Origin of the sequence: Hydrogenophaga palleronii NBRC 102513 (assembly GCF_001571225.1) — a bacterium.
Taxonomy (GTDB): Bacteria; Pseudomonadota; Gammaproteobacteria; order Burkholderiales; family Burkholderiaceae_C; genus Hydrogenophaga; species Hydrogenophaga palleronii.
On the sequence record NZ_BCTJ01000034.1, the window covers coordinates 24799 to 40035 of the forward strand.

The 15237-nt window shown below is 68.2% G+C and carries 8 protein-coding genes; 4 read left to right on the forward strand and 4 right to left on the reverse strand.

Annotated features, from left to right (window positions below; all coding sequences use genetic code 11):
• Positions 1 to 92 precede the first annotated feature (92 nt).
• The 3 genes from HPA01S_RS18405 to yjgA are packed head-to-tail and all read right to left on the reverse strand — an operon-like array spanning position 93 to position 1844.
• Positions 93 to 569: an FKBP-type peptidyl-prolyl cis-trans isomerase gene (locus HPA01S_RS18405; RefSeq protein ID WP_066272238.1), complete on the reverse strand. Its 477-nt coding sequence runs from the start codon at positions 567 to 569 to the stop codon at positions 93 to 95.
• Between the two features lie 19 nt (positions 570 to 588).
• Positions 589 to 1194 (reverse strand): molybdopterin adenylyltransferase, encoded by a 606-nt coding sequence (gene mog, locus HPA01S_RS18410; RefSeq protein ID WP_066272239.1) that lies wholly within the window; start codon positions 1192 to 1194, stop codon positions 589 to 591.
• On the reverse strand, positions 1191 to 1844 hold the full coding sequence (gene yjgA / locus HPA01S_RS18415) for a ribosome biogenesis factor YjgA (protein ID WP_066272240.1): 654 nt from the start codon (positions 1842 to 1844) through the stop codon (positions 1191 to 1193). Before yjgA ends, mog begins: the two co-directional genes overlap by 4 nt.
• Positions 1845 to 1915: 71 nt before the next feature.
• Here yjgA and pmbA point away from each other — a divergent pair, with 71 nt between their 5' ends.
• On the forward strand, positions 1916 to 3331 hold the full coding sequence (pmbA, locus tag HPA01S_RS18420; protein ID WP_066272241.1) for a metalloprotease PmbA: 1416 nt from the start codon (positions 1916 to 1918) through the stop codon (positions 3329 to 3331).
• A gap of 13 nt (positions 3332 to 3344) precedes the next feature.
• On the opposite strand, the gene HPA01S_RS18425 is transcribed toward pmbA, so the two are convergent.
• Complete coding sequence (locus HPA01S_RS18425; RefSeq protein WP_169801554.1) at positions 3345 to 5150, reverse strand: sensor histidine kinase; 1806 nt, start codon at positions 5148 to 5150, stop codon at positions 3345 to 3347.
• Positions 5151 to 5347: 197 nt separating this feature from the next.
• Here HPA01S_RS18425 and HPA01S_RS18430 point away from each other — a divergent pair, with 197 nt between their 5' ends.
• From HPA01S_RS18430 to HPA01S_RS18440, 3 genes are all read left to right on the forward strand, one after another.
• Positions 5348 to 6025 (forward strand): response regulator transcription factor, encoded by a 678-nt coding sequence (locus tag HPA01S_RS18430; protein ID WP_066272244.1) that lies wholly within the window; start codon positions 5348 to 5350, stop codon positions 6023 to 6025.
• 128 nt (positions 6026 to 6153) lie between these two features.
• Positions 6154 to 7818 (forward strand): ShlB/FhaC/HecB family hemolysin secretion/activation protein, encoded by a 1665-nt coding sequence (locus HPA01S_RS18435; protein WP_084360809.1) that lies wholly within the window; start codon positions 6154 to 6156, stop codon positions 7816 to 7818.
• A gap of 22 nt (positions 7819 to 7840) precedes the next feature.
• Positions 7841 to 15237 (forward strand): two-partner secretion domain-containing protein (locus tag HPA01S_RS18440; protein ID WP_084360810.1); only part of this gene is annotated, 7397 nt, incomplete at its 3' end.

Sequence of the window (15237 nt, forward strand, 5' to 3'; positions counted from 1 at the left end):
TTTCCAAGGCATCGCGGAACCGGCTTTGCCGGGCCGCTGATGCCGCCCCCTGGGGGGTGACGCGCCGCAGGGCGCGGCGCGGGGGGAGCCTGTCAGTGATGATGCCCGTGCGCGCCGTGTGCGTGGCCGTGGGCGATTTCTTCGGCGCTGGCGGCCTTCACGTCGAGCACGTTCAGGGTGAAGGTCAGGTCCTGGCCGGCCAGCGGGTGGTTGCCGTCGAGCATCACCGTGTCGCCCTTGATCTTGGTCACGGTGAACACCTGGCGGCCGCCGTTTTCGTCGCTGCCTTCCAGCTGGCCGCCCACCTTCACGCCGGGCGGGAAGTCCTTCTTCGAGATGGTGGTTACCAGGCTTTCGTCGCGCTCACCGAAGGCCAGCGAAGGCAGCAGCTTCACGGTGGTGCTGAAACCTTTTTCCTGGCCTTCCAGGGCCATCTCCACGCCGGGCAGCGTGTTGCCGTAGCCGCCGTGCAGGTAGGCGCGCGGCTCCTTGCCGTCTTCCAGCACTTTGCCCTTGGCGTCGACGGCGCGGAAGGTGAGGGTGACGATGGTGTCTTTGGTGATCTTCATGGCAGGGGGCTTGGAAAGGTTAGCGGGCGGGGCGCAAGGCGGACTTGGGGCGGAAGGCCTTGCAGACGGCGTCGTGCGTTTCAAGATACGGGCCGCCGATCAGGTCGATGCAATACGGCACGGCAGCAAAGATGCCGTTGATGCGCTGCGTGCCGTCGGCGTTCTTCAGGCCTTCGAGCGTCTCGGCAATCGCCTTCGGCTGGCCGGGCAGGTTGATGATCAGGCTCTGGTCGCGCACCACGGCCACCTGGCGCGACAGGATGGCGGTGGGCACGAAGGCGAGGCTGATCTGGCGCATCTGTTCGCCAAAGCCGGGCATCTCCTTGTGCGCCACGGCCAGCGTGGCCTCGGGTGTCACGTCGCGCAGCGCCGGGCCGGTGCCACCGGTGGTCAGCACCAGCGAGCAGCCAGCATCCACCAGCTCGATCAGCGTGGCGCTGATGCGCGCCTGTTCGTCGGGAATCAGGCGCGGCTCGAAGGTGATCGGGTTCTGCAGTGCGCGGCCCAGCCACTCCTGCAATGCCGGCAGGCCCTTGTCTTCGTAGACGCCGGTGCTGGCGCGGTCGCTGATCGACACGATGCCGATGCGCACCGGATCGGGGCCGGTGGTGTGTGTCTCGTTCATGCTTGTGCGGGTGCCTCCGTGTCGTCATCGCCATCCTCGTCCTGGTGGAGGGCGGTCTTGACGAGCTGAAAAATCTCGCGGTAAGCCTTGCCGTGGCGTACCGCTTCACCCGGGCGTTCTTCGGCCTGGGTGGCTTGCGCATCCTTGCGCGCCTGGCGGATCAGCGCGCGCAGGTGCTGCACATCGCTACCGGCGTCGAACTGCATCCATTGCGTGAGTGCGTCGTCGTCGGCAATCAGGCGGTCGCGCCATTGCTCGGCCTGGTGCAGCGAGAGCGTGCTCTTTGCCGAGCCCTTGGCCTGTTCGTCCAGCGCAGTTTCCACGGCGGCCAGCGTGTCTTCGTCCACGCCGCGCATGAGCTTGCCGATGTACTGCATCTGGCGGCGCTTGCCCTCGAAGTTGGTGATGCGCTTGGCCTCGGCCACGGCGTCGAGCAGTTTCTCGGACAGGTCCAGGCGCTGCAGCAGGTCGGCGCGCAGCGTCAGCAGGCTCTCGCCCAGTTGCTGCAGGCGGTCGCTGTACTTCTTCAGGTCGGTTTTGCTCATCTCGGCGGAGCCCTTGAGCTCGCGCTTGAGTTCCTGGTCCAGCTCGCTGCCCAGGGCGACGAACTGGCCGCGGACGAAATAGCCTTTGGTGGGTTTGCGGGACATGTGTTGGTTTGAATGGGCTTCTGCGCGTGCGGCAGCGGCCGGTAGGGGCGGCAAGTATCATAGCCGTCGACATGAAAAACCCCTCCCAAGCCCCTGTGGCCGACACCCGTTCCCCCCTCGCGGGTTTCCAGTACGCCCGCGGGCAATTCGAAGAATTGGTCGACCTGGCGTTGTCGCATGCCAAAAAGCTCGGCGCCGCCGACGCGGGCGCCGAAGTCTCCGAGGGCGCCGGCTTGAGCGTCTCGGTGCGCAAGGGCGAGCTCGAGAACGTGGAGCGCAACCGCGACAAATCGCTTGGCGTCACGGTCTACCTGGGCCAGAAACGCGGCAATGCGTCGACCTCCGACTTCTCCGCCGCCGCCGTGCGCCAGACGGTGCAGGCGGCCTACGACATCGCACGCTTCACCGCAGAAGACCCGGTGGCCGGCCTGCCCGACGCGCAGGACGTGGCCGACAGCTATGCCGACCTGGACCTGTTCCATCCCTGGGCCATCGACTCGGAAGAGGCCGCGCGCATCGCCCTGGCCTGCGAGGCCGCGGGCTTCGCCACCAGCAAGAAGATCAGCAACAGCGAAGGTGCCGGTGTCTCGGCCCAGCAGTCGCACTTCTTCACCGCCCACATGCGCGGTGGCGAACGTGGCAAGCCCGGCATCTTCAGCGGCGGTTACGCCAGCTCGCGCCATAGCCTGTCGGTGGCGCTGATCGCCGGCAAGGGTGCCCACATGGAGCGCGACTACTGGTACAGCTCGATGCGCTCACCCGCCGAACTCGCCACGCCCGACGCGGTGGGCCGCTACGCCGCCGAGCGCACGCTGGCGCGCCTGAACGGCCGCAAGATCGCCACCACCGAATGCCCGGTGCTGTTCGAGTCGCCGCTGGCCGCCGGCCTGCTGGGTGCCTACGTGCAGGCCACCAGCGGCGGCGCGCTGTACCGCAACACCACTTTCCTGCACGACAGCCTGGGCAAACGCGTGATGGCCAAACACCTGGACATCCTGGAAGACCCGCACGTGCGCAACGGCAAGGGCAGTGCACCGTTCGACGACGAAGGCGTGCGCACCGCCAAGCGCAAGGTGCTGTCGGCCGGCCGCGTGCAGGGTTATTTCCTGTCCACCTACTCGGCGCGAAAGCTCGGCATGCGCACCACCGGCAACGCCGGCGGCTCGCACAATCTCACGCTCACCAGCCGGCTCACGCAGCCCGGTGACGACCTGCGCGCCATGCTCAAGAAGCTCGGGCGCGGCCTGTTCGTGACCGAGCTCATGGGCCAGGGCGTGAACTACGTGACCGGTGACTACTCGCGCGGCGCGTCTGGCTACTGGGTGGAAAACGGCGAGATCGCCTACCCGGTGCACGAGATCACCATCGCCGGCAACCTGAAAGACATGCTGCTGGGCATCGAAGCCGTGGGCGCCGACGCCTACAACTACGGTGCCAAGACCACCGGCTCGATCCTGATCAACCGGATGAAGGTCGCGGGGAGCTGACCCCGCCAGCAGGTCAGGCCTGGGCGCGCTGCAGGCCAAGCCCGCTGCGTTGCTGGAATTCCGATTCCGTCCAGGCGGGCAGCCACATCTTGAAGGTGGTGGTGCCCAAGGCGGACTGCACGGAAATCCGCCCGCCGTGCGCTGTCACGATCTGCTGGACCAGAAACAGACCCAGACCGGCTCCGGGCTGGTCGAGCGTGGTGCGGCCGCGAAAGTACTTCTGGAACAGCAGCGGCACCTCGTCGGCGGGAATGGTGTCGCCGGCGTTGGTCACGCGAAGGCTCAGGCCGCGGTGCCGCAGGCTGCGTGCCGTCAGCTCGATGGAGGTGGCCGCGGGGGCATGGCGGTTGGCATTGGCGAGCAGGTTGCGCAGTGCGACCTTCAGCATTTCGGGGTCGCAAGTGAACGCGGCAGGCAGCTCGCCGGCCTGCAGGTGCACCCGGTCTTCCGGCCATTCCGCCACCATCTCCTCCAGCAGTGCACGCAGGTCGCACCGGCGGATCTGCATCGACTGCACCGAATGGTCCATGCGTTCGACGATGAGGTAGTTGTCCATCAGGTCCGCCATGCGCCTCGCCGCGGCCTGGATGTTGGTGCAACGCTTGAGCGATTTTTCAACCGGCGCGTCCAGGTGCGCCGCAAGCTGCTGGACCGAGGTGTTGATGATGGCCAGGGGCGTGCGGAACTCGTGTGACACGAGCGCGACGAAATCGCGCTGCTCCTGCCGGGCCGCCTGTTCGACCTGCAGTGCTGTCCGCAGCGCGTTGTAGCGGAAGACGATGAACACGCACATCACGATCATGTGCAACACGGAGCCCACCTGGACGCTGTTGTCGGTCAGCAGGCCCGGCTGCAGCCAGCCCAGGTTGCGCAGATAACGGATCAGGATGCCGATGAAGAACACGCCAAAGGCGACGAGCAGGAAGCGCGCGGCCATCTCGCCGCGCCGCAGCAGTACCAGGGACGACCAGGACATCATCAGCATCCACACGATGGACACCACCTGAACGGTGCCGGTGCCGAGGGCAATCGCACCGCCCAGCACCAGCAGGCTGGCGACGGCGGCGACGCTCGATGCGCCGTACAGGGCGAAGCGGTAGAGGCGCGGCATGAAGCGATTGAGCTCCAGCGCGACCAAGGTGAACTTGGTCCCGGCGTACAGGGAGGCGCAGATCGCCAGGCTCAACAGCGGCACGGCCAGGGCGCCGCTCCAGTTCATGGCGTTCTGCAGGTAACCCATGGTCATGGCCATGCCAAAGCAGTTCAGGCCGGCGTACAGCACATACCAGCCGCTGAGCGCTTCCCGCGTCCATTTCCAGAACAGGAACTGGATGAGGATCACCAGTCCGTAGAGGCCGAAATAGACGCCCCACAGCAAGGACTCGTTGCTGGCCCGGGCGTAGAAGCGCTCGGCTTCCCACAAGCGCAGCGACGTGGACAGGGAGTTGCGTGTGGCCAGGCGCAGCAGGAGCTCATGTTGGCCGGGTGGCAGATCCAGGCGGAACACCGGGCTGCGCGTGTCCAGTGGCCAGTCGCTGTGTCGCAGCTTGCGGCCGGCCTGCTGCGCCTGCCAGGCCCCGGTGGCATCACGCAGGTGAAGGCGCACGTCCTCCAGCAGCGTGTTGTCCACTTCCAACCGCCACGACGCGCCGTTCTCGGGTTGCAGCACTTGCAGGCGCAGCCAGATGGCGTCGCGGGTGAAGCCCAGGTTGGGCGAACCGGGCAGGTGCTGCCAGCCTGCCGCGGCATCGGCTTCCTCTGGTTGCCAGCGCTCATCGTGTTCGCGCAGCCAGGCCATCTGGCCTGCGAGGGAGAGCACGCCGGCACGGGCGTCGAGGACCAGCGGGGCGCTCGGCGGTGGCGCCGACCGGGCCTGAATCGCACCACACCAAACCAGGAAGCTGACGAGCACCAGTTGCCACCGCATGCCGCGAACATAGCACGCGGTTCTGCGCTCAGATTTGCTCAGATTCGTGTGTGCGGGAAACCCTCATCGGTATCCTAGACTTGGACGCCATGGCCAAGTTGATCCTTCTTGAAGACGAACCGGTTTTGCGTGAGGAGTTGACCGAATTCTTCTGCGAGGCGGGACACGACGTCAGCGCCGTCGGCACCATCCAGGATTTTCTGCGCGTCTTCGTGCCCGGCCTGCACGCCATTGCCGTCATCGACCTCGGTCTGCCGGATGGCGACGGCATGGATCTGATCGCGTCCTTGCGTGCCGATGGCCATCGGCTGGGCGCCATCGTGCTGACCGCGCGCGACGCGACGGCCTACAAGATCGCGGGCCTGGCGGGCGGCGCAGACCACTACCTGCCCAAGACCGTTTCGCTGGAGGAGCTGGCCGCCACGGTGAGTGCGCTGGCCCGCCGCCTGGGCATTCAGGAGCTGCCGCGCTGGTTGCTGCAAGGCTCGCCGCGCCAGCTCGTGCCGCCGGGTTTTGCGCCCATCGCCTTGTCCGGACAGGACCACACGGTGCTGCATGCCCTGGCCACCGGCGGCGCCTGTGTCACCCGCGAAGCCATCGTCAACGCTTTGGGTGAGAACTGGTTCGACTACGACCAGCGGCGCCTGGACACGCAGATGCGCAGGTTGCGCCGCAAGGTCGAGGAGGCCTGCGGGCTGAGCCTGCCCATCAGCACACTGCGCGGGGTCGGCTTTCGTTTTCACGCCCCTATCGACGTGCAGCCCTGATTCTTGAGCCCTGAATCCTGATCCGCGACTTTCTGCACGCGGCGGTTTTGTTGCCATGCAACAGAGGGTGCGGCGCTCAGTCTTGCTCAGACAAGCGCCAGGTGAACTTTGCTACCTTGGGTCGGCAAATGACACCCACTTTCACCTCTCTCGTTCGCGCCCTGCTGCCGTTGGGGCTTGTTTTTTCCACTCTGTCGCATGCCCAGCTGTTGCCGGACGCAGGCGCCCTGCGCCAGCAGATCGAGCGCGACCCGTTTCCCGCGCTGCCGCCGCAAGGCCAGGCCTTGCCGCCGACCGAAGCGCCACCGGTTTCCGAGCCCGACGGCGCCACGCTCACCGTGCAGTCGTTCCAGTTCGCCGGCAACACCCTGCTGTCGCGTGAAGCGCTGCTGCCGGTGGTGCAGCCCTACCTGGGCAGGCCGATCGGTTTTTCCGAGCTGCGCCAGGCCGCACAGGCGGTGGCCGAGGCCTATCGCCAGGCCGGGCGGGTCGCCCGCGTCGTGCTGCCCCGGCAGGATGTGACCGACGGGGTGGTCACCCTGCAGGTGATCGAGGCGGTCTACGCCGGTGCGCGTGTCGAAGGCCTGCCACCAACCCGCATCGCCATGGCGCAACTGCAGCTGCGTTTCGACCGCCAGCTCTCCGTTGGCCAGGCCCTGGACACCGCTGCGCTGGACAGGGCGCTGCTGCTGGCCGACGACCTGCCCGGCGTGTCGGTCACGGGCGCGCTGGCGGCCGGCCAGCGCGAGGGTGAGACCGAACTCGTGCTCAAGCTGCACGACGAGCCGCTGTTCAGCGGCGAGGTGGTGGCGGACAACGCCGGTGGCCGGGGCATCGGCCAGGAGCGTGTGCTGTTGACCGCCACGCTGGCCAGCCCCCTGGGACTCGGGGACCGCCTGCGGGCCGATCTGATGCATTCGCGTGGCAGCGACTACCACCGCATCGCCTGGGATGTGCCGCTCGGCACGGACGGCTGGCGTGTCGGCCTGCATGTCTCGCGACTGGACTACCGGATCGTGGCGCCCGAGTTCACCGCGCTGAACGTCCATGGCCGGTCGGACGGGGTGGGCATCGAGGCCACCTATCCCTTGCGGCGCTCGCGCCTGAGCAATCTTTACCTGGCCCTGGGCTACGACGACAAACGCTTCCGCAACCACGCCAACGGGGCATTGCAGTCGGACTACGCGGCAGACAGCTGGAGCGCCGCGCTCAATGGCAATGCGTTTGACACCTGGGGCGGTGGTGGCGCCAACCGTTACCAACTGGCCTGGAGTCAGGGCCGCATCACGCCGCGCGTGGGCGCGGCCGTCCAGCAGCCGGCACACACCGGCAGCTTCGGCAAGCTGCGCTATGGCGTGGCCCGCCAGCAGACGGTGTCCCGGGAGCTGTTCCTCAATGCCTCCTTCACCGGCCAGTACGCCGGGCGAGACCTTGATTCCTCGGAGCGCTTCTACCTGGGCGGCCCCGGCGCCGTGCGGGCCTATCCGGTCAATGAGGCCGGCGGCAGCCGCGGCGACCTGGTGCAACTGGAACTGCACAGGCGCCTGTCCGCCGACTGGCGGATGAGCGCCTTCTACGACTGGGGACGCGTCACGCCCGATGCGGCTTCGCCATCCGTGGCCCTGGCCGGTTACGGCCTCTCGCTGGCCTGGAGCGCTCCCCTGGGCCTGGACATGCGCTTCACCTGGGCGCGCCGCCATGGCAAACACCCCCACCCGAACGCCTCCGGGCAGGACCAGGACGGCAGCCTCCAGCGCAACCGCTGGTGGCTGACCGCCGCGCTGCCGTTCTGAGCCCTTTTGCACTGAAATCACCATGAACAGAACCTACCGCCTCGTCTGGAACGAACTCAGCCGCTGCTGGGTGGCCGTTGCAGAACACGTGAGCACCCGCGGCAAGCGCAGTGCCGGTACCGTGGCACTGGCCACCGCCACGCTGATGTCCGGCACCGCCTTTGCGCAGACCGCCCCCGCCCCCCATGCGCTGCCGTCGGGCGGGCAGACGGTGGCCGGCCAGACGGACATCAGCAGCTCGGGCAGCACCATGACCATCGACCAGTCGAGCGCACGCGCCGCCATCGACTGGCAGAGCTTCAACGTCGGCCGCGACGCCCATGTGCGCTTCGTGCAGCCTGACGCGAACGCCGTCGCACTCAACCGCGTGCAGGGGCCCGATGCCAGCCAGATCTTTGGCCGCGTCACGGCCAACGGCCAGGTGTTCCTGAGCAACCCCAATGGCGTGTACTTCGCGCCGGGCGCCAGCGTGGACGTGGGCGGCCTGGTGGCCACCACGCACCGCATCAGCCTGGACGATTTCATGGCCGGTCGCTCGCGCTTCGAGCGCCAGGGCGCCACCGGCAGCGTGGTCAACGCGGGCGAGTTGCGCGCGGCGCTGGGGGGCTATATCGCCCTGCTGGCACCCGAGGTGCGCAACCAGGGCCTGGTGGTCGCCAACCTGGGCACCGTGGCGCTGGCGGCGGGTGAGGCGTTCGAGCTGCAGTTCGACGCCAACAACACGCTGGCCGGCCTGCGCGTGGAGGCCTCCACCATCCGTTCGCTGGTGGACAACCGCAGCGCGGTGCTGGCACCCGGGGGCCTGGTGATCCTGAGCGCGCAGGCGCTGGACCGGGTACAGGGCGGCGTGGTGCGCAACAGCGGCCGCATCGAGGCCACCGGGCTGGCGCAGCGTGGCGGGCGCATCGTGCTGGAGGCGTCGGACCAGATCGTGCAGAGCGGCCACATCAGCGCCAGCGCCACGGCGCAAGGGCCCGCCGGCAGCGTGAGGCTGCAGGCCCCCGAGGTGTTGAACACCGGTCACATCGAGGCCCGTGGGAGTGACGAGCATCTCGCAGGCGGCACGGTGGAGATCGTGGCGGGCCAGGTGCGGCAGAGTGAAACAGGCCGCATCGACGTCAGCGCGCCGGGGCAGGGTGGCGTGGTGCGCGTGCGGGCGAGCGAAGGGGTTGCGCTGTCGGGCGCGGTCCTGGCCACTGCCACAGGCGTGCCCGCACCCGTTGCGGCGCCCGCCGTGCCTTCGTCCGTGGACGGCACGCCCGGCCAGGGCGGTGAGATCACGGTGCAGGCCGCGCAGATCACGCTGGCCTCGGCCAGCCTGGACGCGTCGGGCGAGCGCGACGGCGGGCGCATCGTGCTCGATGCCAGCGCCCCCGTGCCCGCTGCGCCGCCGGCGCCGCAACCCCTTCCCGTGCCGGAGCCCGGCAAGGTGGCGATCCAGGGCAGCACGCAACTCAGCAGCCGCGGCCGGCGCGGCCATGGCGGTTCGGTCACGCTGCTGGGCGACACGCTCGACCTGCAGGACAACACCCGCGTGGACGCCACCGGCGCCGTGGGCGGCGGCCAGGTGCGCGTGGGTGGTGGCTGGCAGGGCGGCGAAGGCCTGCACCAGGCGCACACGGTGAACATGTCTGCAGACGCCAGCATCGACGCCAGCGCCTTGGTGCAGGGTGACGGGGGCAGCGTGGTGCTGTGGAGCGACGTGAACCGCACCGACGGTCTGACGACGGCGGCCGGCCGCATTCGCGCACGTGGCGGCGCACAGGGCGGCGACGGTGGCCGCATCGAGACCTCGGGCCACCACGTGGACACCGAACGCGTTGCCGTCGATGCCGGCGCAGCGCCCGGGCAGGGCGGCACCGGCGGGCTGTGGCTCATCGACCCGACCGACAGCGTCATCACGCAGGCGGTCGCCGATGGTTATGCGGCCACGCTGAACACGGGCACCAGCGTGCTCAACGAAGTCATCGGCAGCATCACCTGGAGCAGTAATGTCACGCTGAACACCACAGCGGGTGGCGCCGGCAGCCGCGTGACACTGACGTTGCGCAGCGCGAATAGCGTCGGCGCCTCCCCGATCACGCTGAACAACGCCAGCATCAGCGCCACCGGCGGTGCGCTCAACCTGGTGCTGTGGAGCAGCTACAACACCGGCGGCCAGGCAGGCCCGGTGCGCATCACCGGCTCCACCATCAACACCAATGGCGGTCACGTCTGGGTGGGCGGCGGCGAGACGGCGGCAACGGCATGGAACGGGTTGACCGTGGGCGCAGGCGCGGCACGCACGTGGACCGCCAATGAACAGGGCGTGCAGGTCAGCGGCAGCAGCATCACCACCGGTGCCGGCAGCATCCGCTTGTCCGGGAGCAGCCATGTGTCCGGTGGCAACCTGAATGGCACGAGCAACATGGGTGTGTGGCTGGACACCGGCACCACACTGAGGACCACCAGCGGCAGCCTCGACATCGAGGGCGACATCCGGGGGACCTACGCCACGGGAACGGGCTTGCGTGTGGGCGGGTTCGGCACGGAGGGCGACGTGACCCTCGAAAGCGGTGCGGGCAGCATGGCCCTCACGGGCACGCTGAGCGGCACCCCGGCGACCTGGGGCCACGGCCTGTTTCTTGACAGCACCACCGTCGCCGGCAACAGGGTCACCGTGCGCAGCGGTTCCGGCGCCATCACACTGCGCGGCGAGCGAAGCGGCAGTGGCGCGACCGACTCCAGCGGCCTGCAGCTCCACGGCGGCACCAACAGCAACCGGCTGAACGTGGTGTCCGGCAGCGGCAATATCACCTTGCGTGGCGTTCATGAAAACGCCGGAAGTGCGCCAACCGCCAACGGCATTCGCTTCACGGCCTCCAACGTGTTGAACAGCATCCGCATCGGTGACGATGGCAGCGGCACCTACAGCGGCAACATCCTGGTCGAAGCCAACTCGCTCATGCAGCGGCAGAACCACGCGGGCGCGGGTTCGATCTCCATGCAGAGCCGTGGCACGCTGACCTTCCAGCCGTACGGCACCAGCTTCACCCACTTGCGCGCAGGTGATTCGGGCACGTTGACCTTCGACGACGACTGGAACTTCGGCTCCACGCTCTCGGGTTTCACGCTCGGCAAGGTCGGCAACAACGCCAACATGACGCTGTCAAACGGCCTGAGCGTGGCCGGCGCGATCCGGTTGTACGGCGGCCAGATCACGCTCAATGGCGATCTGACCAGCAGCGCCACCGGCGACATCTTCATCAAATCGTTGTCCTCGGCCAATCCGTCGATCCAGGTCAACGGCAACATCCGGAAGACCGGCGGTGGCCGCTCGACGCTGACCTTGCAAGGCCAGGGACGTGTGCTTCTCGTTGGAAGCATCCAGGCCAGCGGTACCGCACTGGACACGGTGCTGTGGTCGGACTACGACAACTCCAAGAACGACGGTGGTGTCACCCTGGCCACCGGCAGCAGCATCAGCACCAACGGCGGGCACCTGTGGGCCGGTGGCAGCAGCAGCAACGGTGGCTCCACCACCTGGAACGGGCTGACCGTGGGCAACGGTGCCAGCATCGGCAACACGGGCTACAACAACAACGCGCTGGACCTGTACGGCAGCGTGAACACCGCCGGTGGCGACGTGCTGCTGTGGGCCGGCAACGGTGTCAGCACCGTCCACGGCATCCGAACCAACAACACCGGCAGCATCCAGGCCGGCAGTGGCAACGTCACCCTGATCGCCGACGGCACCTGGGACACGCTGCCGATCACGACCACCGGTGTGCTGTCGCTGGTGCCGCACGAGGGCAGTTACGGCGGCCCGATCAACTGGGTGGGCAGCGTCTCCGGCGGGCACCTGAACCTGACCAGCGCCTACAACGGCATGCAGATCCGCAACGTCGCCAACCTGGGTGGCTTCTCGCTCGGGCGCTACAGCGGCATGGGCGCGCTGGTGGCCGACAACACCAGCGACGTGACCATCTCGTCCGCGCTGTCCATTGCCGGTTCCATCGCCATCCGGGGCGGTGGCGTCACCATCAACCGGGCGTTGAGCGCCGGTGGCGACATCACGCTCACGGCCACCGACGTCAATGCCGACCTGCTCATCAATGCCTCCATTACCAGCACGGCGGCCACCACCTCCAGCCTGCTGGCGCAATCGGCGCGCCACGTCTCTGTGGGCGGCACGGCCGACCTCACGGCCACGCAGGCGGCGATGAACACCCAGCTGTGGGCCGACACGGACCGCTCGGGCGACGGCATCGTGCGCGTGCAGGCCCGCAGCATCAACACGCGGGGCGGCACGCTGCGCTTCGGGAACAACGAAACGGCCTTGATCAACGGCGTCAGCACCCTGGTGGGCGGCGATGTGTTCTTCAACGGCTCGGCCGCGCAGACCATTGCCACGGGTGGCGGACAGTTCGACCTGTACGGCGAAACCATCCTGGCGAACCCGGCCGGCCTGACGATCAACACCGGCGGCGGCAACGCGCGTTTCCACGGCGTGCTGAACTCGGGCAACACCTACAGTTTCGTGGACAAAACCGACAGCGGCGGAACAGGGACCTGGACGGAGGCTCGGACCGAAGCGCGCAATGGCACCACCGGTGGTGCGGCCGTGGGCGACAGTTACCTGGCGACCATCACCTCGCGGCTGGAGAACTCGGTCGCCGGGCTGGCGGCGGGTTACCGCGGTGCCTGGATCGGGGCCCACCGTGCCGACCCTACCCAGTCCTTCGTCTGGACCTGGGCCGACGGACCCGAAGCCGGCCAACAGTTCATGACCCAGGCCACCAGTGGCGGCGGCGGAACCTCGGTGGACGGGCGTTACAACAACTTTGGCGCCGGCGAACCCAACGGGACGCTGGCCGGCAATGAATCGGTGGCGCAGTTCTACGGCAACGCCGGTCGCTGGAACGACCTGAGCCGCACCACCACCTACACCGCGACAGAGGTCAGCGTTTATTCGGTGCTCGGCTTCGTGCGCGAAACCAACCTCGCCAATTCGCCACTGAGCATCCTGGCCGGCAGTGGTCAGGTCCGGATCGATGGTGGCGTGGGTGGCAACAAGGCGCTGGCCTCGCTGAATGTGCAGGCCGCCAGCACCACAGTGAACGGCAACGCGCTGATCACCAGCGGCGCGCAGAACTATTCCGGCTCGCTCAGCGCCATCAGCGCGGGCGACCTGCAGGTGAGCGCCACGGCGGTGAGCCTGAGCGGCGCCGGGCACGCCGCGCTGTTGCAGGCGGCCGGCAACGTGAGCCTGAGCAACGGCATCAACTTCACCACGAACAACGGCAACCTCACGCTCTGGAGCGACACCGACGGCACCAACGGTGGAGCGATCGCCATTGGCGACAACAGCACGATCAACACGGCCAATGGCGCCACCAGCCAGCAAAGCGGTGGTGGACACATCACCCTGGGCGGCGGCACCAACATCACCACCGGCTTCGCGCAGGGCAGCACTGCCGCCGGTGTGGCCATCGGTACGGGCGCGGGCAGCAACACCACGATGGTCTCGGGCGGCGGCGACATCACCTTGCGCGGCAGGAGCTCATCGACCGATGGCGTGCGCCTGGGCCGGATGCAGGTGGATGCCGGGCAGGGCGCCATCGCCATCACCGGGGAAGGTACCGGTGGTTGTGGCGTCGAGTTCAGTTCTGGGAGCACCCAGCTCAGCCGGCTCGCGTCGGCCCGCGCCAGCGGCACGGCCATCGCCATCCGGGGCAGTTCCACCACTTCCCACGGCGTGGTGTTCGACAATGTTGCCGCTGAAGAACTGCTGGCCACCGGTGGCGGCGGCATCGACATTACCGGCACGCGGGGTCCCAGTGGTTACGGCGTGTGGCTGCAGGGCACGCGCGTGCTGGCCAGCAGCGGTGCCATCGCCATCAACGGCGGTGCGGGCGGCATCCACACCGAGGCCAGCAGCGCGCTGGGTGCCGTTGCCGGGCACAGCGCCGTGTCGACTTCCAGCAGCGCGATCACGCTGACGGGCGACCGCTTCAGCAGCACGGCCAACACGGCCGTCACCACGGCAGGCGCGCTCACGGTGCAGCCCTTCGGCGCGAGCTTCAGCAGCGCGCTGACCTGGCCGCTGGCGAACTACACACTGGCCCCGGGGCTGACGGGCCTGACCCTTGGCAAGAGTGGCAACACGGCCGACATCACCATCGCGTCGGCGCAGACCGTTGCCGGCCCGATCACCCTCTACGGAGGCAACCTGGCCATCAACGCCGCGTTGGTGGCCTCGGGCGGCGGCACCATCACACTCAACGCCACCGGCACGGTCATCGACGGCGCCAGCGGCTACCTGCAGGCCGGCGCGCTGCTGCTTCGCGGCGGCAACGTGACGCTGGACCACGCCAGCAACAACGTCGGCACGCTGGCGGCGAGTGGCGTGGGTGCACTGACTTACCTCGATGCGGATGCGCTGGACATCGGCAACGTCGATGGTGTGAATGGCCTCAGCGCCAGTGGCGTGGTGAACATTGGCACCCGCACCGGCGATCTGACGTTGCGCCAGAGCGTGGCGACCTCCAATGCCACGGCCTCCGCGCTGACGCTCAACGCCGGCATGGCCGCCGCGGCCGGCACGGCCAGCGGCGGCAACCTCGTTGTCAACGGCGCTGCCGGCGTGCAGGTGGGCGCTGGTGGCACGGCCGGGCTGTACAGCGGCGCCATCGCCGGCAGCACCGGGCTGGGCACGCTGGTCGGCCTGGGCAGCGGGCGTTTCCGGTATGGCAGTGACGAGAACGTCAGCGCCTACTCGCTGGCGCTTGGGAGTGGACTGAACGCGATCTACCGCGAACAGCCCACTGTTTCCCGCAGCGTGGTGAGCCAGACCCTGGTGTACGGCGACACCTACACGGCGAGCTTCACGCTGGGTGGTGGACAGAACGGTGACACCCTGACGCAGGCCTTTGCGGCCGCACCCACCGTCACGGTGGGCGGCAGCATTTCCGGTGCGGGCCACGCCACCGTGGGCACCCACGCCCTGAGTGCTTCGGGCGGGAGTACTGCCAGCCAGCTCGGTTATGCGGTGAACTCCACCATCACCGGCGGCACCCTCAACGTAACGCCGCGTGCGCTGCAGGTGAACTACACCGGCGCCAACAAGGTCTACGACGGCAACGCCGTGGCCGACGTGAGCGCCAGCGACGACCGCGTCAGCGGCGATGCGGTGGTGGTGAACTGGGGCTCGGCCAGCTTCGCCGACAAGAACGTGGGCACCGGCAAGGCGGTGGCGCTGAGTGGCGTCACGCTCACGGGCACCGACGCGGCCAACTACAGCGTGGCCGCCAGCGGCACCACCAGCGCGGACATCACGGCACGCGCACTGACGGTGAACTACACCGGCACCGACAAGGTCTACGACGGCAACGCCGTGGCCAGTGTGAGTGCCAGCGACGACCGCGTCAGCGGCGATGC